The following is a 25,001-nucleotide window of genomic DNA, read 5'->3' as shown; positions in this document are numbered from 1 at the left end:
GCATGTGGGTAGGTCCGGAGAGGTCCGGTTCTCCGCACAAAGACCGCTCAGGGAATCTCACCATGCCGACCGCCTTCCGTCTGCGCCAACAGCCCACCCCCGTCCCGGCCGGCCGTGACCGGCCCCGCTGGTACGGACCCGGCCTGCTGTGGATGGTGTCGTCAGTGGGTTCCGGCTCGGTGCTGTTCACCCCCCGGATCGGCGCGCGGTACGGCTACGAACTGCTGTGGCTGGCGCTGATCGTGACCGTCTTCATGTGGATCATGATCCGGGAGGCCGGCCGGTACAGCGTTGCCACCGGCCGCACCCTGCTCGACGGCTTCCGCGACGTACCGGGGCCGGCCAACTGGGCGATCTGGGTGATCTTCGTGCCGCAGATCGTCGCCGGGGTGGTCACCATCGCCGGTATCGCCGCCCTGGTCGGCAGCGCGCTCATGGTGGCGCTGCCCGGCGGACAGGCGGTCTACGCCAGCGCCGTCATCCTCGGCTCCGGGGCACTGGTGCTGGCCGGCCGCTACCAGGGCGTGGAACGGATCACCGCCGTGATGGCCCTGGTCCTGGTCGGCGCAGCCATCACCGCGGCGGCCAGCACGGTCAGCGGCGACATCGTGACGGGCCTGGTGCCGGGCGTGCCGGACGACCTCGACCTGTACTTCGTGCTGCCCTGGGTCGGATTCATCCTGGCCGGCGCCGTCGGCATCATGTGGTTCTCCTACTGGGTGGCGGCGCGTGGCTTCGGCGGGCCGACGGGCCCGTCCTCGTCAACGGATCAGACTGATGCCGGGGCCCGCGACGATGTGCCTTCGAACAGGCAGGTCGGCGGCGACGAGCGGATCGAGCGGGTACGCGGCTGGACCCGGACGATGAGCCGGACCGCCGCGCTCGGCGTCGCCGGCGGTGGACTGGTCATCGTCTCCTTCCTGGTGCTGGGCGCCGAACTGCTCGCCCCGCAGGGGCGGGTACCCGACGGGGTCGACGTCGCCCGCGACCTGACCGCGCTACTCGGCGACCTGTGGGGCACCTTCGGTGAGGTGCTGCTGCTGACCTGTGTGGTGGTTGCTCTCTGGGGCACCATCTTCGCCAACCAGGACGGCTGGGCGCGCACGTACGCCGACGCCACCAGACTGATCACCGCCGGCCGATCCGACGACGAGCCGGCTGATGACGGCGAACATACCGGCAGGCTGGCCCGTCTGATCCGCCACCCACGGGCGGTCTACCTGACCTATGTCGCGGTCGCCATGACTCTCGCCCCGCTGGTGCTGTTCCTGCTGGTCCGCAACCCGGTCGAGATCCTGTCTGTCGGCGGTATCATCGCCGCCGCGCACACCCCCGTCGTGGTCGGCCTCACCATGTACGTCAACCGCCGGCTCCCCGCACCGGTACGGCCGTCGTGGACCAGCCAGGTGGCGCTCGGCACCGCCGGGGTGTTCTTCGGCGCCTTCGCCGTCGTCTACCTGCTGAGCCTGGTCGGAGTCCGGATCGGTTGACCCGGTCCGGCACCGACTCACAGGATCAGGTTCAACCAGTCCCGGTGACGGACCCGCACCGAGGCGGCCGTGGCGAAGTCCGAACCGCCGTACCAGCGGTCGCCACCCGTACAGCGGCACCGGATCTTGACGTGCTGCCCGCCGCTGACCCGCAAAAATCCCCAGGTGGCGCCGTCGCCGATCGCCACCGACCCGACATGCTCGCCGGATCCGGAGTTGTACAGGACCAGTTGCCGGCCGGCGCTCGTCGGCTCGTCGAGGATGTGAACGGTCAACTCGCCGCCGTGCCGCAGCCGGTAGGTCGCCGGGTCCGGGGTGCCGACGACCGCCGGGACGAGGTCGACCTGGGCACGACCGGCGACACCGACCACACCGCCGACGATCTCCCCCCTTTCTGTGCACCATGTACCCGGTGATGGTGGCCCGCAGGTCGAGCATGACCGCCGGCACGGACTTGGTCTCGCCGGCCGCCACAGTGATCCGGCGGGCCCCGCCGATCACCTCGACGGCCGCCTCTACGCAAGCGCTTTGCACGCGCTGGCACGTCCGTTGCACAGTGGAGGCAATACCGAGCGTGACCATGGGCGGGAGACTGCGATGAGCGACGACCGCCGGTGGGCTGGCCTTCCCGAGACACGTCGGGCGGCGGCAGCCGGCGACTATGGCAACCTGATCCGGCTGGCCCGCACGGCCGCCCGGCTGACCCTCGCGGAGGCCGGACGACGCTGCGGCTACTCCGCGGCGAGCCTGTCGCGGATAGAACGCGGCCACCAGCGCCTGACCGACGTGTCCGCCCTACGACGGCTCGCCGACGTGTTCGACATTCCACCGGAGCTGTTCGGCTTGACCAACTCTGGCACATCGGCCAGCCACCACGGGTCCACTTCGATCGTTAGGCTTCCCGGTAGCCGATCCTGGCCGCAGACGGGAGAGGACGTGATCCGACGGCGCGCGGTACTGAGCGGTCTGGCGGGGCTCGCCGGTGCGGCCATCCCCACGGGCCCAGGCTCTGCCGGCCACGCCACTGCCCGCCCGCCGCAGCTGGCGGCCGGACTGTCGGGCCTGCTCCTCGGCGCGGAGCCGAGCACCACCCCACCTGTCGGCCCAGTCGAGCTGCGCGCCACGCTGGCCGCCGCGTCGGCCGACCTTCAGGCGTGTCGGTACGCGCGACTCGCCACCCGCCTACCGCAGCTGGTCACCGGCGCGGCGACGGTCACCGCGAACGCCGCCGATGACCGACGATGTGCGGCCACCGCCCTGGCGACCCGGGCGTACCACCTCACCGCACAGGTGCTGATCAAGCTGCACGAGGACGGCATGTCCTGGTCGATCATGGACCGGGCATCGAGGCGTACCGGGCGTTGCTCGCCGCCGAGCAGACCGCGCCGCAGGAGGTCCGCTACCGGCCGTGGGCTCAGCGGTTGACCGTCGACCTGCTGGCGAGCGACCGGCACCGGTCCCTTCCGGACCTGCGCGCCTTCGCCACCCGCATCGGGGCTGACGCATAAGATGCCGAGAACTGGTCGTCCCACCCCGCCGCTGACGCTGACCGACGAAGAGCGGGCGACGTTGACCCGCTGGTCACGACGGGCGAAGTCGTCACAGGTTCTGGCGATGCGTTCACGGATCATCCTGGCGTGCGCCGAAGGGGCGTCGAACACCGACGTCGCGGCGAGTCTCGGTGTGCATCTGTCGACTGTGGGTAAGTGGCGGCGGCGTTTCCTGAAACTACGCCTGGACGGCCTGGTGGACGAGGAACGGCCGGGCCGCCCGCCGTCGATCAGCCTTGACCGGGTCGAGGATGTGGTGGTCGCGACCCTGGAACAGACGCCACGTGACGCCACCCACTGGTCCCGCGGGTCGATGGCGGACAGGTCCGGGTTGTCGAAGTCCACGATCGGGCGGATCTGGCGCGACTTCGGCCTCAAGCCCCACCGTGCCGACACGTTCAAGCTGTCCACCGACCCGCTGTTCATCGAGAAGGTTGTCGACGTGGTCGGGCTGTACCACAACCCGCCCGAGCGGGCCGTGGTGCTCTGCGTCGACGAGAAGAGCCAGGTCCAGGCGCTCGACAGATCCCAGCCGGTGCTGCCGATGATGCCCGGCATGCCGGAACGCCGCACCCACGACTACGCCCGCAACGGCGTCACCAGCCTGTTCGCCACGTTCAACATCGCCGACGGCACCGTGATCAGCGAACCGCACCGCCGGCACCGCGCCGTCGAGTTCAGGAAGTTCCTGATCACGATCGACAGGACGGTGCCGGCGGAGTTGGACGTACACCTCGTCTGCGACAACTACGGCACCCACAAGACCCCCGCCGTGCGAGCCTGGCTCGCGAAGCATCCCCGGTTCCACATGCGCTTCACTCCGACCGGATCCTCCTGGATCAACCAGGTCGAACGCTGGTTCGGCCACCTCACCGAACAGAAGATCCGGCACGGCGTCCACAAGAGCGTCCAAGCCCTGGAAGCCGACATCCGTTCCTGGATCGCCGACTGGAACACCAACCCGAGACCGTTCACCTGGACCAAGACCACCGAAGAGATCCTCGAGTCACTCGCCCGATTTTGTAGGCGAATCTCCGGCGCAGGACACTAGCCGACTGCCCGAACTTCCAGTTCCCAACCCGGAGTCGACCGAGCCCCACCGAGCTCTACTGGGACCGCCCCGGCAATCGGTCGCCGTCGACGAGCAGGGTCACGCCGTTGTCCCGGCAGATCTCGCGCCACACCGCGTCGACCGGGGCCGAGGTCAGCAAGATCGGGGTGACCACCCGGCCGATCAGGGCAAGCCGATGGCGGTAGTCGAGCACCTGCCCGAGACCGAGCCGCAACTGATCATCCGGACTGGCACCGACGAGGCTCTTGACCTCCGCGATGTACTGCCGGCCGTCAGCATCCTGCCAGGCCAGGTCCACCGGCATCCCGGCCAGCCCGGTGCCCACCGACGTGCCGGAGACGGCCAGAGTGTCGATCAGCCAGCGGCTGAGCCGGTCATGCTCGTCGCACCCGGCCACGTACGCTTTCTTGTCAAAGGCCCGGGTGTCGGTCAGCGTCGCCGGGTCCACCACCGGAGACCGGTACGGACGATCGAACGCCGCACCCGCAACCGGCTCCATCCGCAGAGGCGGGGAGTCGACGCGCGCCTGCGCGGCGGACCAGGCCCGGGCCAGCCGCTCCGGCCGGTGCAGTCGCTGGAACGAAAACCCGCCAACGGCCAGGCACTTGACGTTGACCAGCCGCGCTGCGGCGAGGACCGGCGGCTGCCGCAGCGCCCACAGCGCGTCGTCGACGGTGTCGCACACGCAGCCGATCTTCTCGCCCCGCAGGGTGTCGAACGGGTCGTCCTCATATTCGGCGACCTGGGTGGCCCAGGCGTCCTCGTCGATGACACCGGCGTCGAAGGCCGCATCGAGGGCAGCCTTGTCCAGGTGGAAGTTGATCCCGTCGCCGTCCTCGTAGAGCCACAGTGTCTCCAGCCGGCCGAGGGTCACCCGCAGCAGCGACCGGCCCCGCACCCGCCGCTGGTTCAGAAACCACAACTTGCCGTCGGTCTCGACCGGCTTCGGCACGGTCATCCGGATGTACCAGCCGGCGAGTGCCCATGAGGCGCGCGCCGGCTCGTCAAGACCAGCGTCGAGTGGATCCACGCTCGGTGCCGCCAGTTCCCCGGCGGCGGGCAACGCCGGATCGGCGAAGACCCAGTGGGCCATCTCCGCAGGGCTGGTGTAGCTCCACAGCCCGGCTCTGGGATGCCGGGCCAGGTCCTTCTCCGCGCTGGCGACGTCGTCCGCCGTCCACCAAGACCCAGTTGGCACGAGCACCACTCCCATCACCAGATGTCATCAACGCTGCACGTTAGGCGACATTTGGTGATGTGGTCCGGCGACACGCGTACGGCAGGGTGTCCCGGTCAGAGCAGCGCGACGCCGATGAGGGTTAGGTCGGCGGGACCGTCCAGCGGCTCACCGGCCAGCGGCTCGACCCCCGCGCCGACGATGTCGCCGTTGTCGCTGTCGCGGCGCAACCACAGCCGGCCGACCGACGCCGCACCGGCCTGTCGGGCGAAGACGATCCGCCCCTCGTAGAGATCGAGCTGGCCGGGTGTCACCGGTTCGAACACCTCACCGGGTACGTCGTCGATCAAGAATCTGCGGTCGGCATCGACGGCGGCCGCGTGCTCGGCGAGTGTGACCCGCAGCGCCCCGACCGGGGTCTGGTCGGCGCGGCCGAGCAACCGACCCAGCACATCGGCGGCGACACCACGGCGCAGGTGCTCGTGGTAGCGGTCGTTGCGGAACACCCGCAGACACCGGTAGCAGCTGGTCTCCACCCCGCATTCGCAGTCGCGGACCCGCCGCAGCGCCTCGTCGAGGACGTCACGTACCCGCGCCGCGATCCGTTGCACGTGTCCGGCACCGCCCGGCACGGTGTCGTACAACATGATCACGCTGCGGTTGGCTTCGGTCCGGTACACCGTCGCGTCGATGTCGTCGCGGGAGATCTCCAGCGCCAGCACCGCCCCTTCGACGACCGCGTACGCGAGCGACCGCCAACCGTTGTCGTCGATACCGCCCAGCGCGGCGCTGTCGACACTGAGGTCGAGCACGTCGGTCTGGTACTTGTGGGCCAGCGACAGCAGTTCCAACCGGCCCCGGCAGTCCCGGCCGGTGAGCGGGCTGGAGTGCTGGCGCTGCTTCTTGCTGGTGTTGGACTGGGCGAACCCGCATCGGTCGCAGATGAGGTAGCCGGCGCCACCGGAACCGTCGCTGATGGCGATCAGTTCGCCGCGGGAGCCGGCCCGCACCGTCACGGAGCCGCTCGGCAGGTCGACCTTGTCCTCGAAGATCTCGGCGCCGGTGGAGACCACGTGGGTGGCGCCGTGCCAGGTGCGCCGGGGCGCGGTGCTGGGCCGCCGGCCCCCGGACCGGTCGGCGACGAACCCGAACACCGGTACCGCGTACTGCCGGGGAACGCCGGTGGCCGGTGCCCCGCAGGCCGGACACTGCGGGTCGAGCCGCTCGATCGAGTCCCGGTAGTGGCCGCAGCCGGCGCAGACGGCGTAGTGGCGCCGTTCCAGGTCCCGGCCTGGCAGCCGGTACACCCCAGCCGACTGCCAGGTCTGTCCACCGGCGACCACCTCGGCACCGGGGGCGTACTCGTAGATCGCCGACGACAGGTCCCGGGACAGCTCCAGTTGGCGGGACATCTGGTCGTCGGCGAAGCTGAGCCGCAGTTCGACGGTGTCGACCGGGAAGCCGTACTTTGGCAGGACGTTGCGGTTAGCGAGCAGGCCGAGCAGTTCCCGGCCGGTGATGGTCTTCATCACCCGGCCGAACCGGGCCGCGCTGTCGTCCTTGCGGGCGGTGAACGCCTCGGCCCGTTTCTCCTCGTAGATGTCGATGTCGTTCTGCACTTCGGCGCGGACCGACTCCAGCAGGCCGACCAGATGGGTGGCCCAGTCGCCGGAGGCGACGCCGATCTCGTCGCGGACCTCGGCCGGCAGCACCCGGTGCAGCGATTCGACGATCTCCGCCGGTACCGGGTTGAGAAAGCCTGCGACCAACGTCACCGGCGCGACGCCGTCGTCGTTGGCGAGCAGGAACTCCCCCGCCGTACGCCAGATGGTGCCGTAGGTGCGGAAGTGGTGCCGGAAGAACGCGGCCAGGGCCACCGAGTGGGCGTGCCGGCGGTCGATCCGTACGTTGGTCAGCGGCACGTACGGCGCCCGGACCTCGCCGGCGATCATCCGGTCCGGTTCGGCGAACCGGGACAGGTCGTGTGACCGCCGCTGCGCGTAGGTCAGCACCAGGGCCGCCGAGTCGGTACGCCGACCGGCTCGACCGGCCCGCTGCACGTAGTTGGCGGTGGTGGGTGGCATGTTGCGCAGCATGACGGCCTGCAGCTCGCCGACGTCGACACCGAGCTCGAACGTGGTGGAGCAGGACAACGCGTTGACCGCGCCCCGGACGAACTCCTGCTGGATGAACGCGGCCCGTTCGCTGGTCCATTGAGCGGTGTGTTCGAGCACCCGCATCGGCACCGGGTTCATCGCCCGGTACACCGACCGGTAGTGGTCGTGGTCAACGTCGGCCGGCGGCGGCACCCAGCGGGTCAGCTCCCCGACGCACTTCATGGTCGGGCAGACTCCTCGGACGGTGTACGGGGTGATCCGCCGGCAGGTGCCGCACTGCCAGACCGGGTGGTCGTCGCCGGGAACCGTGCAGGTGACGAGTTCGTGGTCGAGCTGGTAGACCTGCCCGATGCCGGGTTCGAGGCTGGGCCGCAGTAGTTCCTTCATCGGCCCGGCGGTCAGCAGCCGCCAGATGCCGTCGAGGAGCTGGTGCGGGTCGACGGTGACACCGAGGCGGGCGAGGACCCGCTGCAGGTAGTCGACCCGCCGGTTGGTGCCGCTGGTCGGCAGCCAGCTCAGCACCTTGCGGCGGGAGTCGGAGCCGGTGCCGCGCAGGTAGATCGGCCCGACCCGGGGTGCGAACGCCTCGTCACGCGGGTCGACCCCGTCGGGGGCGGCGACCGCTCCCTGCAGCCGTACGGAGCGCAGCAGCTCGTCGAGCAACGCCCACACTTCCACCTCGGTCAGGCCGAGGCTGATCAGCGGTTGGGGTGCCCGCCAGGCGGGGTCGCGGGACATTCCCCAGGCGAGCAGGCCGCGCCCTTCAAGCGAGTTGCGTTCGTCGACGCCGACGATCTCCGTCTGCGCCCAGAGGGCGACCTGCCGGCGGCGGGCCTGGGCGGAGTCGCGGCGTTGGAAGATGCCGTAGCGGTCGGCGGCGCGCGCCGTGTCGTGGACGACGTCGTCGAGCCGGATCTCGGCGTCGCCCCGGGCCGCGGCGGCGAGCGCGCCTTCGCGCAGCAGCCGCCGTCGCTGCACCCGCTGGTAGGAGTCTTCCAGGTACGGGGCGAAGTAGGCCGCCGACTGGCGGCTGTCGCTGAACAGCAGCACTTTGCGGCCGCCGCCGGACCGGGCCTGTTGCGTCGCGTCGGTGGCCTGCGGCAGCCGCTGGTAGAGGGCGGTGGCGAGCACCGAGGCGGAGGCCTCGTTGCCGCTGGCGAACAACCGGATGAGTCCGTCGCCGCGTCCGCCGCAGCCGACGCAGGAGGTGAGTGCTTCGGCGTTCTGCCGCACGAACCGCACCGGACGCATCCGGCTGTCGGGGCACTGTGGGCAGTTGCCGGCCGGTCCAACCTGGAACAATCCGCAGCGGGCGCAGAGCGCACCGGTCTCGCTGGCTTTGGCGACGCTATTGGTCTGCAGGGTCTCCTCGTCCTCGTCGGTGGTCACGTTGTCGACGAGGGCCAGCCAGGTCTGTTGTTCGTCGCGGGAGCGGCGGGACCGGAAGACGGCGGTGGTGCCGACCCGTTCGACGGTGCCGGCCAGGTGTTCGGTGCCGCACCGACGGCAGGTGCCGATCTCGAAGGCGGCGTCGCCGCAGCTGGTGCAGCGTTCGTGCCGGGTCAGGCTCACGTGCGGGCCGTTCGCGCCGAGGCAGGCGAAGGCGCCTTCGGTGGCGCGGGCGAACAGGTGGTAGCGGGCGGACAGCACCGGGGTGCCGGTGCTGTCGTGTACGGCGTTGGCGAGTGCGACGAGGTCGGTGACGGCCGCCTGGTCGGCGTCGCTGAACAATGCCTGGGCGACGTCGCGCAGCGGCATCGGCCCATGCGAAAGCAGCCGTTTGAGGCGGCGTACCCGCTGCTCCTGCTCCAGCACCGCGGCGGCGGCGTCATCTGCCGACCCGGCCGCCACCGCCGACACGGTCGACACCACCGGCACGCCGTCGCGGCGGGCGCAGTCCAGCAGGGCGGCGGCCGGCGACGGGGCCTCGCGCAGCTGCCGGTACGCGGCGGCGGGCAGCGGACCCCATTCCGGCCCGGCCGGCACAACCACCCGTTCAGCGGTGATGACGTCCTGCACGGCGGCGTCGGCCGGGTCATGCTGGAACGGCACCGGGAACAGGGAGCCGGCGAAGTCGGCGACGGCCGCCAGGTCGCCGCCGACGGTGGCGCTGGTGGCGATGCACTGCACGGACCGACCCTGACCGACCCGGTCGACGAGCCGACGCAGCAGCATCGCCAGTTCGGCACCGCGCGCCCCGTCGTAGACGTGGGCTTCGTCGACGACGATGAACTGCCAGTGGCCGGCGTGGTCGCCTTCGAACAGGTCCATGTCCAATGGCCGCAGCAGCAGGTATTCCAGCATGGCGTAGTTGGTCAGCAGCAGATGCGGCGGCGTGGCCTGCATCTGTTCGCGGCTGAGCAGTTCGTTGGGCAGCCGCTGCTCGCCGGGGTGCTGGTGGGCGAAGACCTCGGCGGCCTCGCGCAGCGTGTGCCTGGTTTCGCCGGTGTAGCGGCCGAAGGTGATGTCGGGGGCTCCGGCGAGCAGGGTGCGCAGCCGTTTCATCTGGTCGTTGGCGAGGGCGTTCATCGGGTAGAGCAGCAGCGCTCGGACGCCGGGGCCGAGGGTGCCGGCGGCCCGCTGCGCCATCAGCCGGTCCAGGATCGGCAGGAGGAAACTTTCGGTCTTGCCCGACCCGGTGCCGGTGGCGACGACGACGTTGCGGCCGGCCTGTACCTTGCCGATGGCCCGTTCCTGGTGCCGGTACAGCGGCCGGTCCAGGGCCAGGCCGGCGCCGAGCGCGGCGACGCCCGGGTGCAGCGCCCCGGCGTCGATGAGCTGACGCGGGGTGCTGCCGGTGCGGTACGGCGGGGTGGCTTCCAGCAGTGGTCCTTTGGTGATCTCCTGGCTGATCGCGTCGGCGATCGCGGTGTCCAGTGCGGCGGCGAGCCGAGGATCTCTCGGCTCGACCAGGCTGCGCAGGTACCGCTGATAGGTGGCGACGATGTCGTCGCTGGTGGCCAGGGGATCCAGGATCATTCGGCGTCTCCGGTGAGGGTGAGTTCGGCGAGGAAGATGTCGATGGTGGTCAGGTCGGGGGCGTGCCGGGCCAGGGTCGCGTGGTGCGGGGTGGTCCGGGTCAGCAGGGTCGCCGGCAGCCGGTCGCGGGCGACCAGCCGGGCGGTGAAGGCGAACGCCAGCGACAGCGCCGGCAGGTTCGGCCAGCCGGGGCCGCATTGTCGGGCTCCGACGGCCGCGTCGACGACCGGGCCGCCGGCGGTGGCCAGCGCGGGCCGCAGGGTACGCAGCAGGTCGGCGCCGGCGGCGGCGATCCGGGCCACGCCGGGCCGGTCGCGCACGTCGAACAGTCGCCGGGCGGCGGCGACCCGTTCGTCGGCGTCGAGGAGTCCACCGGGGACGATCCGCATCGCCCGCCACAGCTCATCGCGCTGCTCGGCCGGCATCTGGGCGATCTGCTGCGCGGCCTGGTCGAACCGGCCGACCACCCGGTGCGGGTCGGGCTCACCGGCCAGGAGCTTGTCGAGCACGTCGCCGCACGCCGTCGCCGCCCGTTCGTGCAGGTCGTCGCCGGCTGCGGTGACCCCGAGCCGGTACGCGGTGGCCAGCAGCGCCGCCAGCGGGCTGGTCTGCCACAGCCTCGCCTCGTCGGCGGTGCCGAGGTAGGCCAGCGGTGGTAGCGCCACCAGCGCGGAGTGCACCAGCGGGGCCACCAGTTCGGCCGCGGGTGACCGGGTGCGGGTCAACGCGGTCAGCGCGGCGACCGGGTGTCGGCGCAGCACGGCGGCGGTGTCGCGGACGGCGACGGTGACGCCGTGGCGGCGCAGGTCCTCGGCGCGGCGGTACAGCGGGAAGATCAGCGGGGCGATGTCGGGGCGGTCCGGCAGGTCGGTCAGCCCGGCCAGGTGACGCGACAACGCCGTGTCGGGGGTGTCGGGCAGCGGCGGGTCCCAGTCGCCGTCGACGGTGAAACTGTTGTCCGGGCCGGGCCAGTCGGGCCAGGGTTCGGGCAGCCACGGGTCGTCGACGCGCAGCAGCACCGCCAGCGGCCCGGCCCGGGTCAGGTCGGCGGGCAGCGGTGCGCTGGCCAGGTCGGCGCCGATCGTGGTGACGTGCGGTGGCCGCCACGGGGCCAGCACCTGGTAGACGCCGGCGGTCAGCCCGTTGACCGGGCTGGCGTCGTCGAGGACCAGCTGGTCGTCTTTGAGGTGGACGGTGCCGGCGAGTTGCCGGGGCAGGCAGCGGGCGACCGGGAACTGTTGACCGCCCAGGCGGACCGCGAGCTGGGCGGAGCCGCAGACCCGGACGGTGTCGGCGATTCTGGCGAGCGGGAACCGGGCCAGCGGCTGGCCGTAGGTGGCGCGGGAGGCGACGGTCTGCCGTTGCTGGCCGCCGCTGGCCACGACGAGGTCGGCGTCGACCGCCGCCGGCAGCCGGACCAGCAGTTCGCCGTCGCCGACGGTTTCGGTGTCCAGGCGCAGCGGCTGCAGCGACCACGGGGTGGTGCGGCCGGCGCTGACCCACTGGACGGACATGTGCGGCGGGGTCACCCGTACCATCGTGGTGTGTCCGGCGGCGGTGAGCTGCACGTCGGCGCTGGTCTGGGTCGGGTCGAGCCGGGTCAGCGGCGGGTCGACCCGCAGCGCCGACGCGGCCGCGCCGAGCCGTACCGTCGCCGGGGCGAGCCCGTCGGGCCGCAACTCCCGCCACACCGGGTGGCCGGCGACGGTCAGCCCTTCGGCGAGGTCGATGGTGCGTGACAGGCCCCGGCCGAGCGGCCCCCGGACGGTGATCTCGTAGCTGCCGACCAGCGGCCGGGGCAGCTGCTCCCACGGGTCGGCGACGGTGTCGTCGGTGATCCGCACACTGGTGGCGGTGAGCAGTTCGGCGCTGCCGGGCCGGCGGACCCGGATCGACCACTCGGTGACCACGCCGGCCTCGGTCGGCAGGAACAGTCGCGGCGCGGCACCGTATACGGGGGTGCCGGCGACGCTGGTCACGTCGGGCAGTGGCGGGCTGAGGCGCAGCTGGGCCCGCCGGGCGGTGCCGACCCGCCGGTCCGGTCCGTCGGCGATCCGCAGCCCGGTGACCTGCGCCAGGTTGACTCGGCGCAGGGTCCAGCCGAACCAGCCGTACGGCACCGGGAGGTCGTCGTCGGCCGCCGGGCCGGCACCGCCTGCGCCAGTGGACGCGGCGGCGGCCCGGTCGATGTGCAGCGTGACCGGTTGGTTGTTGCCGTCGTGCGCCGCGTGCAGGATCCAGACCGGCTCCGGCGGCAGGCTGGAGGTCAGCGGCGCCCGTCGGCCTTCGTCGGTGAAGATCAGCATCGGTTCGCGGGGGTCGATCAGGTCGAGTTCGAACTCCCGCTCGATCGCGGCGAGTTCGACGATGACCTGCCGCACCGGCCGGGAGATCGTCGCGACGGCCGGTGGCGCGGTGTCGACGTCACCGGGGATCCGGGAGCGGCTGATGATCGTGTGGACGTCCTCGCCGGCCCGGACCCGCCATTCGACCCGGCCGCCGGGTGCGTCGGGCACCGCCGGCAGCCGCACCAGCAGGCCTCGGCCGTACGGCTCCAGCTCCACGTACGGTCGGGGGGTCGCCGTCCCGCCGCTGCCCCCGGCAGCGGTGCCGGTGCGGCTCGCGGTGCCGGCCCAGTCGAGCTGCCCGTCGTCGACGCAGCGGCGGGCCTGGTCGATCAGGTACGGCGGCAGGCCGAGCCCGTCGGCGGTGAACGCCGGCGCGCGGAACCGGTCCAGCAGGTCAATGCAGCGGTCGACGAGGTCCTCGGCGTATTCGCCGCCGTACTGCAGCAGCCGCCGCACCGGCACGTCGAGAGTGTTCAGTCGCGATTCCCGGCCGGGTGTCAACGCCCAGGCGAAGAAGTCCGTGACAGTGGTGCCGGGCTCGCGGGACTGTCGTTGCAGCAGCAGATTCAGCAGGTCCCGCAGACAGTAGGCGGGAATCCCGCCGTGCATGAGGATTTCACCGACGTTGATCTGCGGAAGGCCAGGGAATCGGGCCAGGCCGAACTGGTCCAGGTTGGCTCGGAACGCCGCACCCCAGGCGGTCTGGTCGACCTGGTGGCGGGTGTGCTCACGCACGGCGCGCCAGTAGTTGCCCTGCTCGTAGCGGGACGCACCGATCCCGCTGAGGCCGACCAGCAGGCAGGCCGGGTAGCGGTAGTGCAGGTATTGACGCTGCTCGTACTCGTTGCCCGCGCCGTACAGTTTTCCCAGCGCACTGACCGCTCGGCGGGCTTCGAGCTCGGGCACCGCGATCTCGGCGACCAGCGATACCGCGCGCAGCGCGGGCGCCCACTCACGCTCCCGATCGTGGAGATAGTCGGATGCCCGCACCACGGTCCCCCTGACGAATAGGCGATCTGGGCCGTATCGCGACTATGCAGATGTATCGGCAGCAACTCAAGGAAACAGGTCCCTCCGGAACCTGACCGTGTCCGTTCGGTCAGCGCCGTCGGGCTGACAATCCCATCACACCCGCCGACGCGGCCGGCACGGCAGGCACCGACGACGGGTGTCAGCGCCGCGCTGGCCGCAGCCGGCTTCCATCACTGGTACGGGTCGGTGCCGTTGACGGCACGCGCCGATTCCCGCACTCCGGGCCGGGTCAGCGCCTGTTTGTAGATCGCGATCGCCACCATCCGGCCGTCGCGTCCACCGCCGACGATCGTGGCGATGACGCCGATCACCGGCGACTCGTCGCTGTCGTCGCCGTAGCGGATGTCGGAGACCCGGACCCGCATCGAACAGTCGCCGTACGCCCAGTCGGCCTTGCCCAGGTACAGCGTCTCACCGATCCGCAGCGGCTCGTCAGACATCTCGTCGTCCTTTCCGTGCGGGTAGCCGTCCGGCATCAGCCCGGACAGCTGCAGCACCGCCCGCACCGCCGGGCCTTACCCGGGTCCCAGCGGTCGAGGATGACCAGCGACCGCAGGAACGGCCGGCACGGCGCGGCGACGTCACAGGTGCGGCATTCCCCGAGCCGCGCCGACGGCAGGTGTTCGGCGATGTCGAGCCGCGCCCGGTGCACCGCCTGCGCCACCACGGTGTCGCCGGGGTCGAGCGCGGCGTCGAGCGCACTGGCCGGGGCGGGGGCGACCGCACGGGCGGCGGTCAGCCGGAACCGCGGGTCGCGGCCGATGTCCGTCTCCCCCGGCGTCCGTCGCGGCAGCGGCGGCTGGTTCGGGGTCGCATCGGTACGCCGTGGCGTCCCGATCGACGTGTAGCGGGCCAGCCGGGGCGTCCCGCCGATCCCGTCATTCCTGTGCACCACCAAGATCCTCCTGGATAGCCGATCAGTCGTGACATCCACCCTGGACTCGTAGTCGTGCCTGGCGGAACCGCATCGGTGACCCCGTGCACGCCGGGAGTCCGATGACGCGAACACTAGCTACCACGAGGGAACTGAGGAATGCGAAAGGCTTGCGATTAGTAGCGCCCATCTGATAACAGCACGAAGATCAATTATCGATTTGATCTTGAAGTTATCCACAGGACCGGAATCCATGCTGGACGCCTCAGCCCTCAGCACCCGTGAAGGAAGATGAATGGCAACCGCACGCAACGGAGACGCCTTTCGGCGATGCCTCCGACGCGTGTACACGAGGGAACCCGAGGGATGCGAGGGCTTGTGAGCGGCAGCGAGTACCTGATATCGGAACTACGGTGAGTGCGCGAGTCGATGGGCCTCACCCAGGAGTCGTGGGGCGAGCGCGTCCACTTCTCGGCGAAGCACGTCGGCTCCATCGAGCGCGGCGAACGTCCCGCCCTGCCCAACTACCTGGGCATGGTCGACAAGGTGCTCGGCACCGCCTTCATGAAGTTCTACCGCGAGTTCGTCATCGGCGAACACGCCCCCGTCTGGTTACGGCCGTTCATCGAACACGAGCAGCAGGCCAGCTTGCTCCGTGTCTTCCAACCACTCGCAGTCCCCGGTCTACTGCAAACCGAGGCGTACGCGAAAACCATCATCACCGCCTACGGCGCACGGGAGGAAGACCTGGAAGCCGCGCTCGGCACGCGACTCACCCGGCAGGAGATTTTGCACCGCAAACCCGACCCCTGCCAGCTCGTCGCAGTGATGGACGAGTGGATGCTCCATCGGGAAATCGGCGGGCCGGAGGTCATGCTTGAACAACTGCTCGCGATTCTCGCCGCGAGTGAGTCACCCAGCATCCGGGTGCACATCGTCCCGACGAGCGCGGGTGCCTATCTCGGACTCGATGGCCCCTTCACGCTCGCGACAGTCGACGGCAGATCAGTCGGCTACCTGGAAGGCCACCTCAAAGGTCGCGTCGTTGAAGGATCCGAAGACACCGCAGACCTCGAACGGACCTGGGAGGCCGTGCGGGAGTACGCTCTGCCAGGAAACCAGAGCCGCGACGTGATCATGAGGATGGCGGAGAAGTGGACATGACGGCTGCACCCTGGCACAAGAGCACGCACAGCGACACCAGCGGCTGTGTCGAGGTCGCCGAGAACCTGCCCGGTCGGGTATACGTACGGGACACCAAGGACCGCGACGGCGGCACCCTCGCCTTCGCTCCGGCTGCCTGGCGGTCGTTCCTCGCCGAGATCACCGTCAACCGCTGAACCATCGGCCAGCCGGCAACTGACCGGCCCCGGCCACCGCGCACCGTAGCCCCCTGTCCGGCCCGCGATGACGGCCGGACAGGGGGCTGACGCGTACCGCCGGGGCGATCTCACACGTTCATCAGCAGCAGCATCGTCGCCATGCCGGCGCTCATGACGCCGTAGCTCAGCAGATGCAGCCGATGGCCGGACGTCGTCGTCGCGGCGCGGTACAGCCACCACAACGCCCCGGTCGCGCTCAGGACCACGAAGACGACGTTCGTCAGGTCCGCCCACGCCGGAGTCGGCGTGGGCGTCGCCCCGGCGGCGGCCACCCCGTGCGCGTGCCCGGAGCCGCCGCCGACCCCCAACTCCGACATCAGGGTCGGCATCGCCGCGAGCATCCAGATCATCGCCAGGTTCTGCGTGACGTGGCCCAGCACGTCGACGCGCTCCGGCCTGCCACGCGCCCGCCCGTACCCGGGCAGCAACGCGAGCACCAGGATGCCGAAGATCGCGACCTGCGCCCAGGCGACCGGGCCGTGCACCATCAGCCAGGCCATCAGGATCATCGCGGCGCTCATCACACAGTGATTGATGTCTATCAGCTCCGCGTCGGAGAACGCCTGGTCGCGTGGCACGCCACGGCGACGGATGACCAGGTCACCGACACAGACGAGCCCTGTCAGCAGGAAAACGATCGTCAGGACGGGAACCCAGGGTGTCTCCAGCACGACTCTAGCTAGTACCACAGGTTCCACCGACGAACAACGTGACGATCAGGAAGGGCCAGCCGATGACCACCGTAGAAGCCGAGACACCGCCTCCCGGGGAGACGCCGCCCGAGGATGCGCCCTCGTCCCCGGCCCGGCCGCGGAAGACGAACTGGTTCGCCGCGTTCTGGCGCTGGCACTTCTACGGGTCAGTCCTCGTCATACCCGTACTCTTCTGCCTCGCCGTCAGTGGTATGACCTACATGTTCCGGGCAGAGGTGGACTCCCTCGCCCACCCCGGGGTACTGCAGGTGCCGGTGGCCGACGGCGCGCAACGGGCCGAGCTGTCCGCCCAGGAAGCGGCCGTCCGCGCGGATTTCCCGGACCGTCCCATCCTGTCCGTGCAGGACGGCACCGGCGACCGGGCGACCCTGTTCGTCGTCGGGCTCGACGACGGCAGCAGCACCAACATCTACGTCGACCCCTACACCTCCACCGTCACCGGCGAACTCAGCCAGGACCAGCTCATCTCCACCTGGGCCGAACGCGTCCACGGCGACCTGCTCATCGGCGACGGTGGCTTCGGCGACCGCATCGTCGAACTCGGTGCCTCCTGGGCGATCGTGCTGACGATCACCGGGTTCATCATCTTCTTCCTCGGCCGCCGTGCGCGCAGTGGCGCCGAAGCCAAGGGCAACCGCGGTGCCCGGCTCCGCAGCTACCACGCCCTCGTCGGGCTCCCCGTCGGCCTCGGCATCCTGCTGCTGGTCGTCTCCGGGCTGCCCTGGACCGGTGTGTGGGGTGCTCAGGCCCAGCAGATCGCCGTCAACTCCGGCTCCGGGCTGTGGGGCGCGGACCCCGGTGCCGAGTCCACCATCCGACAGCAGATCGAGGACAGCGATGGTCAGTCCGCACCCGCCGGGTGGGCCTCCGGCAACGCCCCGCAGGGCAGCAGCACCGGCGGCGGCACCCCGATCTCGATCGACCGGGCGGTCGACGCGGCCCAGACGCTGGGTGCCCCCGGGCCGTACCTCATCCTGTACCCGGAGGGCGAGACCGGGGTGTTCAGCGTGATGAGCAGCCAGTGGTACGACGTCGGTAACCCCGCCGAGTCCGACGTGACCCAGGAGACGACGATCCACGTCGACCAGTACAGCGGCGACGTGGTAGGCCAGTACGGCTACGACGACTACAGCGCGATGGCGAAGGTGGTCTCGCAGGGCATCGCCCTGCACGAAGGGCGCCGCCTCGGCACCTTCAACACGATCATGTCCACGCTGTTCTGCCTCGCCGTGATCTTCATGTGCGTCACCGGACCAATGATGTGGTGGACCCGTCGGGCCACGGCCTCCGGCCTCGCCGCACCGCGGGCGAAACTCCCCGTCTGGGGCAGCTGGGTACTGCTCGCCTCCATGGTCGCACTCGGCGTCTTCCTGCCCCTGTTCGGCCTGTCCCTGCTGGTCGTCCTGGCGCTGGACCAGTTCCTCATCCGCCGGGTGCCCGCGCTGAAGTCCTTCTTCGGCACGGTCTGAGCCGAACCGGCACCCCTCAGATCGATCCGGCGCCCCAGCTGGTGCGGCTCCGGTGGCCGTGACCCGGGTACGGGTCACGGCCACCGGGGCCTGGGGAGTGAGAAAACGCTAGTCGGCGGCGACCAGCCGGTAGGCGTTGATCACCGTCTGGGTGAACGTGTTGCCCTTGCGGTCCTCGGCACCGAACCGCAGCGACACGTAACCTTCGCTGTCCGGATGCTGGACCGTGGCCACCCAGCTGCGGCCGTCGGCACGCACCGGAGCCGGCAGCCAGGTGGTGCCGTCGTCGTAGGAGACCTCGACCGACAACGCGTCCAGGTTGACCGTGACCCCGGTCTGCCGGCGCACCGTCACCGGAATGTCGACCTGGTCGCCGGCCGGGGCGGCGCCGGCCTCGTCGACCGGCGGCGCCGGCCGGGCCACCATGACCGGCAGCCGCCGCCACTGATCGCCGTTGACCCGACCCGACTGGAAGGTCCAGGCCAGGCTCACCTCGGTGGCCAGGTCACCGGCGTCACGGGTTGCCGACGTCTCCAGCCGGTAGTCAGCCTGGCCGGGTGGCACGACGAAATAGCCGAAGCCACCGGTCTCCCACTCCTCGACCAGCTCGCCCGCACGGTAGAGCGCGGTGCGCTCAGTCAGTGCGATCGAACCGCCGGCGTGCCCGGCGGCGTCACCAAACAGCGGCACCTCCACCAGGATCTCGTCGCCGAGTCGGCTGGCCCAACCGGTCGGCGACGACGTCGCCGGCATCGCCGGGCCGAACGGCGGCAGGTTCCAGATGTCGGTGCGCCGGGCGCCGGCGGGGTAGGCGCGGGCCGGTGCGTACAGGAACGACACCGGTTCCAGCCAGTCGTCCTCCACCGAGTAGTTGGAGAAGTACAGGTCGGAGAACCAGGCCACCCGGTCGGTGCTGTACCACTCGATCCGTTCGCCTGGAACGCGCACCTCGGTCAGCTCGGTGAGCGCGCCCAACTTCGGGTCGTCGAACTCGGCGACGAGCAGCCGGTCGGAGACGTCACCGGTCGGGATGCCCCGGAAGTCCTGCCGGACCCGGGCCAGGTCACCCGCGGCGTAGTCGCGCTGGTACCCGGTGGGCAGCCGGCCGTCGAAGACCTCACTCAGCGCGTAGGCGAACGGGCTGTTCGCGTACCCGCCGTCGGGGTCCGGCTTGAACCACTGGTGGGAGATGGATGAGCCGAACGCAGGCGCCGGGTCGTCGCCGCCGAGCTGCTTCGACGACACCCCGTCGAATCCGGGGTACGCGGCACCGACGCCCGCCGGACCGCCGACGGTGTCGAAGCCGACGGTCACGTCGACGATCGCGGCGCGGGCGGCCGGTTGCGGCACGGTGGCCCGCACCGGTGCGGCCTGCCGGGCGTCCAGGGTGACAGTGGCCTCCGCAGCGACGGTGAGGCGCGGCTGGGCGAGGACGGCACTGCTGGTCGGCTCGCCCTCCTCGTCGAATTCATCGATCGTGGCGAACAGACCGTACTCGCCCTTGGGTAGTCGGGTCACCACGGTGCCGTCCTCGTGGTACGGGAAGTCGAAGTACGAGTTGTCCAGACCGACCAGTGCGGTCCAGTACGACTGGGCTGGTCCGCCGTCGACGTCGATGTGCGACACGGTCACGTCGTAGCTCTCGACCTCGCGGTGCACCCCGGCGGGGGTGACGACGCGGATCTGCCCGCCGGTGGCGACCAGTTGGCCGCTGTAGTAGCCGTCGGCGGCGGCGACACCGGTGTCGGCGGTGGCGTCGACGCTGGCCGTACCGCCGGCAGGCACCTCGACCTGCGCGGCGCTGGTGGTGAACATGCCGGCCGGCACCGACGCGCCCGCGGGTCCGGTGATCTCCCAGGCCAGGTCGAGGGTGACCGGCTCGGTGCCGTTGTTGCGGTAGGTCACGGTCCGGCTGATCGGCTCGTCGTCCTGGTGCGGCCAGAGGGCGCGGCCGTAGGAGATGCTGGCCGGTGCGGCGGTCACTGTCTGGGTGACGGCGCGGGCCACGTCGACCAGGCCGGCGCCCTGCTGGTACGCACCGGTGCCGGGGTGCGGCGCGGCGGACCCCATCAGGGCGGACTTGAACTGCTGCGCGGTCCACCCCTGCTGCTGTTGGGCGAGCAGCGCGACGGCGCCGGTGACGTGCGGCGCCGACATCGAGGTGCCCGGCGCGGAGACATAGTGCTCGTCGATCGGGACGTCGAGGGTGGTGCCCTCGGCGCGGGCGGCGACGATGTCGACACCGGGTGCGGTGATGTCGGGTTTGACGGCGTCGTCGCCGACCCGCGGGCCGCGGCTGGAGAAGTCGGCCAGCGAGCCGTCGCGGTCGACCGCGCCGACGGTCAGTGCCGCGTCGGCGCTGCCGGGTGACCCGACGGTACGGTCGGCGCCGGCGTTGCCGGCGGAGATGACGAACAGGGTGCCGGTCTGCTCGGTGAGGGTGTTGACCGCCTCCTCGAGGGGGTCGATCTCGGGTCCGTCGCCGCCGCCGATGCTGATGTTGACCACCGGGACCTGTTTGTCCACGGCGAACCAGTGCATCGCGTCGATCATCGCCGAGTCGTCGCACCAGGCCGCCGGGCAGACCTTCGCGGAGATGATCTTCGCGGCTGGGGCGACACCTTGGTACTTGCCGCCGGAGGCGGTGCCGCTGCCGGCGATGATCGAAGCGACGTGGGTGCCGTGGCCGGTAGTGTCGCCCTCCTCCGGCGCATCGGTGAAGTTACGCGTCTCGATGACGACGTCGGCCAGGTCGGGGTGTCCGGTGTCGACGCCGCTGTCCATGACGCCGACGGTGACGCCGGCACCGGTGAACCCGGCCCGGTGAGCGGCGGGTGCGCCGATCTGTGTGACGCTGCGGTCCAGCAGCATCTGCCGTTTGCCGTCCAGCCAGATCCGCTGGATACCGGTGTCGGTGCCACGGGCGGCCGGGCCGCCGGACACCATGGACCACAGATCGCCGATAGTGGCTTTGTCGGCGGTCACCGCCGCACCGTCGATCGCCGGCAGGTCACGCTGCACGTCGAGGCCATCGACGGCGAGCACGGCGGTGCCACGGGCGGCGACGTCGCCCCGCGCGGTGGTGACGATCAGCGGCAGGGTGTCCCGCGCGGCGTCGTGGTAGCCCCACTCGATCAACTTGGTGACGTTGAACAGTCGGCTGTCGAGTGTGCCGCGTTGGACCAGCTCGGCGGCGTCGCGTGGGACGACGTGCAGCTCCCCGTCGATCCGGTAGGTGCGGAACTGCATGCCGTCGCGACCCTCGCCCGGGCGCAGTGCAGCGGCGCCGGTACCGGTGACGGTGACCTGGTCGCCGGTGAGCAGGGTGACCGTGGCGCGCTGACCGGCCGGCGCCTGTCCGGCAGAGGTCCGACTGGCGCTGTCTCCGTCCGTCGGCGTGGCCCGGCCAGGTTGCCCCGGCCCGATCACGAGTACGGCGGCCAGTCCGGCCGCCACGAGTCTTCTCGAACGTGTCACCAATACCTCCCCATTGGACGTCTGTCAGGACGTCGGGCAGATGCGAAACGTCAGCGTTACACACCAGACCTTCAGGGCAACAGGCCTAAGGATGGCTTTCTGGGTCAATCCCGGGCAATCAGCCCGTTGGGCAACGGATCTGCGGTCACCCGGTCTGCCCGGCACCGGTTCCGGTGCGATCTGCGTTCCGGCACGACCTGCGTTCCGGCACGGACCCCGCCACAGCCGCTGAGGCTGACGTCAGCGACAACGAACCCTGGTTCTCGCAGGTCCGGCCGGGCTTGCGCGGGGTCACCGGAAGCGACGATGATCGGCGGACCAGATCCGGCCCGACAAGTGACGGGCGGGTTCGACAGCCCACGTCCTGATTTGAGATCATCGATTCTCGTGGAGACCGCTCAAGACCGCCCGTCCGCCCCCCGGCCCCCGCTGTGGCGGTTCCTGCGGCACGAATGGACCTTGGCCGTGCTCGGCGGACTGCTCCTCGCGGTGGTGCTGACCTGGCCCACCCTGCGACATCCCGCCAGCACCATCCCCGGCGACATCGCCGACCCCACCCTGCAGGCCTGGCAGGTGGCCTGGGGCGGGCACGCGCTGTCGACCGACCCGACCGGGCTCTGGCACTCCAACACGTTCTTCCCCGAGCGCTACACCTACGCGTACAGCGACACGCTCCTCGGCTACGCACCGGCCGGGATGATCGGCTCCGGCTTCGAAGCCGCGCTGATCCGCTACAACATCCTGTACGTGCTGCTGTACGCGTTGGCGTTCATCGGCGCGTACGCCCTGATCCGACAGCTCGGCGCGGGCCGGATCGGCGCGGCGGTGGCCGGGGTCGCGTGGGCCTTCGCCCCCTGGCGGCTGGCCCACTCCGGGCACATGAACATCCTCTCCACCGGTGGAATCGCGCTGTGTCTGGCGATGCTCGCCCGTGGCCACGGCTGGTCGTTGCGGCACGGCTACCGCCCCGAACGGCGCAGACCGGGCTGGGCCCTCGCCGGCTGGCTGGTCGCCGCCTGGCAGATCAGCCTCGGCTTCGGCATCGGACTGCCGCTGGTCTACTTCCTGCTCGCCGCCGGGATCGTCGCCGCCGGCGGCTACGGGATCTCCTGGTGGCGACACCGCCGCCGCCCGCCGTTCGGCCGACGGCTACTCGTCGCCGACGCCGTCGGCGGGGTGATCTTCGGCGCGGTCACCCTCGCGATCGCGGCGGCCTACTTCCACGTCGTCGAGCTCAACCCGCAGGCGGAGCGGAGCCTGGCCTGGACCGAGATGTTCTCCCCGCCGGTGGTCGGCCTGATCACCGCACCCGCCGAGTCCTGGCTGTGGGGAGAACGGCACGCCGGCACCCGGGAGCAGATCTTCTGGCCGCCGGAGATGACGCTGCTGCCCGGGGTGACGCTGATCGCCCTGGCCGCCGCCGGCCTGGTCGTCTCGTCGTTTCGGATTCGGCACCGGGTGGCGCTCACCGCCGGAGTCATCGGCACGGCGCTGCTCGCTCTCGGCGCCACGCTCGGCGGCGACGGCGACCCCGGCTACCTGACGCTGTCCAAGCACCTGCCGGGCTGGGACGCGCTGCGTACCCCGGGGCGGATGATGATCTGGACCAGCCTGCTCCTCGCGGTGCTGGCCGCCGGGGCGCTCACCGCCGCGGCCACGGCGCTGCGCCGGGCCGCCGCCGGATGGCCGCGGTGGTCCCGGCAGGCCGCCGGTGCCGTCCTGGCGATCCCGCTGGCGCTGGTGGTGGTCGAGGGAATGAACCGCACCGCCCATCCGCAGGTGCCCACCCCACCGGCCGCCTGGGGCCAGCTCACCGGGCCGGTACTGGTGCTGCCCAGCGACGCCGGCGCGTTCGAGTTGAACGTGATGCTGTGGACCACCGAGGGAGACTTCCCGCAGGTCGCCAACGGTCTGGCCGGTTTCGTCCCGGCCAGCCAGGAGCAGACCCGGGCGGTCACCGCGTTCTTCCCCGACCCGGCGAGCGTCGGATACCTGCGCGACCTGGGGGTGCGTACGGTGCTGGTGATGCCGGACCGGCTGATCGGCACACCGTGGGACGGGGTCGCCCAACGTCCGGTCGACGGGTTGGGCATCACCCGTGAGGAGATCGACGGTGTCCTCGTCTACCGACTCAACTGACCCTTCCGGTCCGGCCGGCCCGCCGGCCGAACCACCCGCGCCGGCCAGTCGGCCGCTGCGACTGTCGGTCGTGGTGCCCTGCTTCAACGAGGACGCCTCGCTGACCCGGCTGCACACGGCGGTGACCGCCGCGGTGACCGCGCTCGACGACGTCGAGATCGAGTACGTCTTCGTCGACGACGGCAGCACCGACGGCACCTTGGCCGAGCTGCGCCGGCTGGCGGCGGCCGACCCGGCCGTCCGGTATCTCGCGCTGAGCCGCAACTTCGGCAAGGAGTCGGCGATGCTCGCCGGGTTGGACCGGGCCAGCGGGGACGCCGTCATCGTGATGGACGCCGACCTGCAACACCCTCCACGCCTGCTGCCCGATATGGTCGCCCTGTACCGGCAGGGGTACGACCAGGTCATCGCGTGCCGCGACCGACGGGGTGACCGGTTCGTCCGTACCGTCGCGTCGCGGACGTTCTACCGGCTGATGAACCGCTGGGTGGACGTGCAACTGCTCGACGGTGCGGGCGACTTCCGGCTGCTGTCCCGCCGGGCGGTCGACGCGCTGCGGGCCATGCCCGAGTACAACAGGTTCTCCAAAGGCCTCTACTCGTGGATCGGGTTCAACACGGTGGTGTTCGCGTACCCGAACGAGGCCCGCGCCGACGGTGGCAGCCGCTGGAGTTTCCGGTCCCTGTTGAACTACGCGTTCGACGGGCTGCTGTCGTTCAACGACCGGCCGCTGCGGTCGGCGATCTACGCCGGCATGGGGCTCACGTTCATCGCCGTGGCGTATGCGGCCTGGGTGGTCGCGGCGGCGCTGATCCGGGGGATCGACGCCCCCGGCTACACCACGATCATCGTCAGCGTCATCGGTCTCGGCGGTATCCAGATGATGATCCTCGGCGTGATCGGCGAGTACATCGGCCGGATCTACTACGAGACGAAGCGCCGACCCCGTTACCTGGTCATGGAGTCCGACGGGGCCGGTGGTACGCCGCAGGTGCCGACACCTCGGCGGGAGACGGCTGTCCCCGGCCCGGCGGCCGACCCGGAATGATCCGGCGGGCGGGGTCGTTGTGCATGGTCGCGCCACGCACTCCGGCCTGCGGCAGCCCGGCACATGCCGCCCGGGCCACCAGGCCCAGGCCCGTAGCCGGTAGGCACCGGCCGGGCGGCCCGGCGGGTGGGCCC

16 protein-coding genes are annotated in these 25,001 nt (G+C 70.8%); 8 read left to right on the top strand and 8 right to left on the bottom strand.

The features are described from left to right. Positions 1–62 precede the first annotated feature (62 nt). Positions 63–1,490, top strand: a complete 1,428-nt coding sequence (locus ACFHW1_RS22735; protein WP_416556413.1) for an Nramp family divalent metal transporter — start codon at positions 63–65, stop codon at positions 1,488–1,490. 17 nt (positions 1,491–1,507) lie between these two features. On the opposite strand, the gene ACFHW1_RS22730 is transcribed toward ACFHW1_RS22735, so the two are convergent. Beyond that, positions 1,508–1,861: a hypothetical protein gene (locus ACFHW1_RS22730; protein ID WP_416556414.1), complete on the bottom strand. Its 354-nt coding sequence runs from the start codon at positions 1,859–1,861 to the stop codon at positions 1,508–1,510. 226 nt (positions 1,862–2,087) lie between these two features. On the opposite strand from ACFHW1_RS22730, the gene ACFHW1_RS22725 reads away from it, so the two are divergent. Next, positions 2,088–2,915, top strand: a complete 828-nt coding sequence (locus tag ACFHW1_RS22725; RefSeq protein ID WP_416556415.1) for a helix-turn-helix domain-containing protein — start codon at positions 2,088–2,090, stop codon at positions 2,913–2,915. An 84-nt stretch (positions 2,916–2,999) separates the two neighbouring features. Then, positions 3,000–4,091: an IS630 family transposase gene (locus ACFHW1_RS22720; protein WP_416556416.1), complete on the top strand. Its 1,092-nt coding sequence runs from the start codon at positions 3,000–3,002 to the stop codon at positions 4,089–4,091. A 55-nt stretch (positions 4,092–4,146) separates the two neighbouring features. Here the strand turns inward: ACFHW1_RS22720 and ACFHW1_RS22715 are convergent, their stop codons facing one another. From ACFHW1_RS22715 to ACFHW1_RS22695, 5 genes are all read right to left on the bottom strand, one after another. After that, positions 4,147–5,310, bottom strand: coding sequence for a hypothetical protein (locus ACFHW1_RS22715; protein WP_416556417.1), 1,164 nt, complete (start codon positions 5,308–5,310; stop codon positions 4,147–4,149). A gap of 95 nt (positions 5,311–5,405) precedes the next feature. Then, complete coding sequence (locus ACFHW1_RS22710; protein ID WP_416556418.1) at positions 5,406–10,385, bottom strand: DEAD/DEAH box helicase; 4,980 nt, start codon at positions 10,383–10,385, stop codon at positions 5,406–5,408. Further along, complete coding sequence (locus ACFHW1_RS22705) at positions 10,382–13,723, bottom strand: hypothetical protein (RefSeq protein ID WP_416556420.1); 3,342 nt, start codon at positions 13,721–13,723, stop codon at positions 10,382–10,384. The genes ACFHW1_RS22710 and ACFHW1_RS22705 overlap by 4 nt, the downstream gene beginning before the upstream one ends. Positions 13,724–13,935: 212 nt before the next feature. Next, the gene (locus ACFHW1_RS22700; protein WP_416556421.1) at positions 13,936–14,262 is read right to left on the bottom strand and encodes a hypothetical protein; all 327 of its coding nucleotides are present in this window, start codon (positions 14,260–14,262) and stop codon (positions 13,936–13,938) included. After that, a complete protein-coding gene (locus tag ACFHW1_RS22695; protein ID WP_416556422.1) occupies positions 14,241–14,657 on the bottom strand; it encodes a hypothetical protein in 417 nt (138 codons plus the stop codon). Before ACFHW1_RS22695 ends, ACFHW1_RS22700 begins: the two co-directional genes overlap by 22 nt. Positions 14,658–15,068: 411 nt before the next feature. On the opposite strand from ACFHW1_RS22695, the gene ACFHW1_RS22690 reads away from it, so the two are divergent. Together ACFHW1_RS22690 and ACFHW1_RS22685 are read left to right on the top strand one after the other, a co-directional pair. Next, positions 15,069–15,803 (top strand): DUF5753 domain-containing protein, encoded by a 735-nt coding sequence (locus ACFHW1_RS22690; protein WP_416556423.1) that lies wholly within the window; start codon positions 15,069–15,071, stop codon positions 15,801–15,803. Then, on the top strand, positions 15,800–15,979 hold the full coding sequence (locus ACFHW1_RS22685) for a DUF397 domain-containing protein (protein WP_416556424.1): 180 nt from the start codon (positions 15,800–15,802) through the stop codon (positions 15,977–15,979). Before ACFHW1_RS22690 ends, ACFHW1_RS22685 begins: the two co-directional genes overlap by 4 nt. Positions 15,980–16,089: 110 nt before the next feature. Here ACFHW1_RS22685 and ACFHW1_RS22680 read toward each other — a convergent pair whose 3' ends face one another. Continuing rightward, entirely contained in the window at positions 16,090–16,692 is a 603-nt protein-coding gene (locus tag ACFHW1_RS22680; RefSeq protein ID WP_416556425.1) for a DUF5134 domain-containing protein, read from the bottom strand. 62 nt (positions 16,693–16,754) lie between these two features. Between ACFHW1_RS22680 and ACFHW1_RS22675 the strand changes: the two genes are divergently transcribed. Further along, the gene (locus ACFHW1_RS22675; protein WP_416568844.1) at positions 16,755–18,203 is read left to right on the top strand and encodes a PepSY-associated TM helix domain-containing protein; all 1,449 of its coding nucleotides are present in this window, start codon (positions 16,755–16,757) and stop codon (positions 18,201–18,203) included. 108 nt (positions 18,204–18,311) lie between these two features. On the opposite strand, the gene ACFHW1_RS22670 is transcribed toward ACFHW1_RS22675, so the two are convergent. Further along, on the bottom strand, positions 18,312–21,680 hold the full coding sequence (locus tag ACFHW1_RS22670) for a S8 family serine peptidase (RefSeq protein WP_416616036.1): 3,369 nt from the start codon (positions 21,678–21,680) through the stop codon (positions 18,312–18,314). Positions 21,681–21,986: 306 nt separating this feature from the next. On the opposite strand from ACFHW1_RS22670, the gene ACFHW1_RS22665 reads away from it, so the two are divergent. Both ACFHW1_RS22665 and ACFHW1_RS22660 read left to right on the top strand, forming a co-directional pair. Beyond that, entirely contained in the window at positions 21,987–23,819 is a 1,833-nt protein-coding gene (locus ACFHW1_RS22665) for a hypothetical protein (RefSeq protein WP_416616035.1), read from the top strand. A 55-nt stretch (positions 23,820–23,874) separates the two neighbouring features. Beyond that, on the top strand, positions 23,875–24,867 hold the full coding sequence (locus ACFHW1_RS22660; RefSeq protein WP_416556433.1) for a glycosyltransferase family 2 protein: 993 nt from the start codon (positions 23,875–23,877) through the stop codon (positions 24,865–24,867). Positions 24,868–25,001: the final 134 nt, after the last annotated feature.

The organism is Micromonospora sp. LOL_014, from assembly GCF_048060245.1.
GTDB lineage: Bacteria > Actinomycetota > Actinomycetes > Mycobacteriales > Micromonosporaceae > Micromonospora_E.
Note: the sequence above shows the minus strand (reverse complement) of the source record. Positions and strands in the feature narration are given on the sequence as shown.

Bases quoted from the DNA above. Each gene is read 5' to 3' on its own strand.
- ACFHW1_RS22735 (WP_416556413.1), top strand. From the start codon at position 63: ATGCCGACCGCCTTCCGTCTGCGCCAACAGCCCACCCCCGTCCCGGCC.
- ACFHW1_RS22725 (WP_416556415.1), top strand. From the start codon at position 2,088: ATGAGCGACGACCGCCGGTGGGCTGGCCTTCCCGAGACACGTCGGGCG.
- ACFHW1_RS22720 (WP_416556416.1), top strand. From the start codon at position 3,000: ATGCCGAGAACTGGTCGTCCCACCCCGCCGCTGACGCTGACCGACGAA.
- ACFHW1_RS22710 (WP_416556418.1), bottom strand. From the start codon at position 10,385: ATGATCCTGGATCCCCTGGCCACCAGCGACGACATCGTCGCCACCTAT.
- ACFHW1_RS22690 (WP_416556423.1), top strand. From the start codon at position 15,069: ATGGGCCTCACCCAGGAGTCGTGGGGCGAGCGCGTCCACTTCTCGGCG.
- ACFHW1_RS22685 (WP_416556424.1), top strand. From the start codon at position 15,800: ATGACGGCTGCACCCTGGCACAAGAGCACGCACAGCGACACCAGCGGC.
- ACFHW1_RS22675 (WP_416568844.1), top strand. From the start codon at position 16,755: ATGACCACCGTAGAAGCCGAGACACCGCCTCCCGGGGAGACGCCGCCC.
- ACFHW1_RS22665 (WP_416616035.1), top strand. From the start codon at position 21,987: ATGATCGGCGGACCAGATCCGGCCCGACAAGTGACGGGCGGGTTCGAC.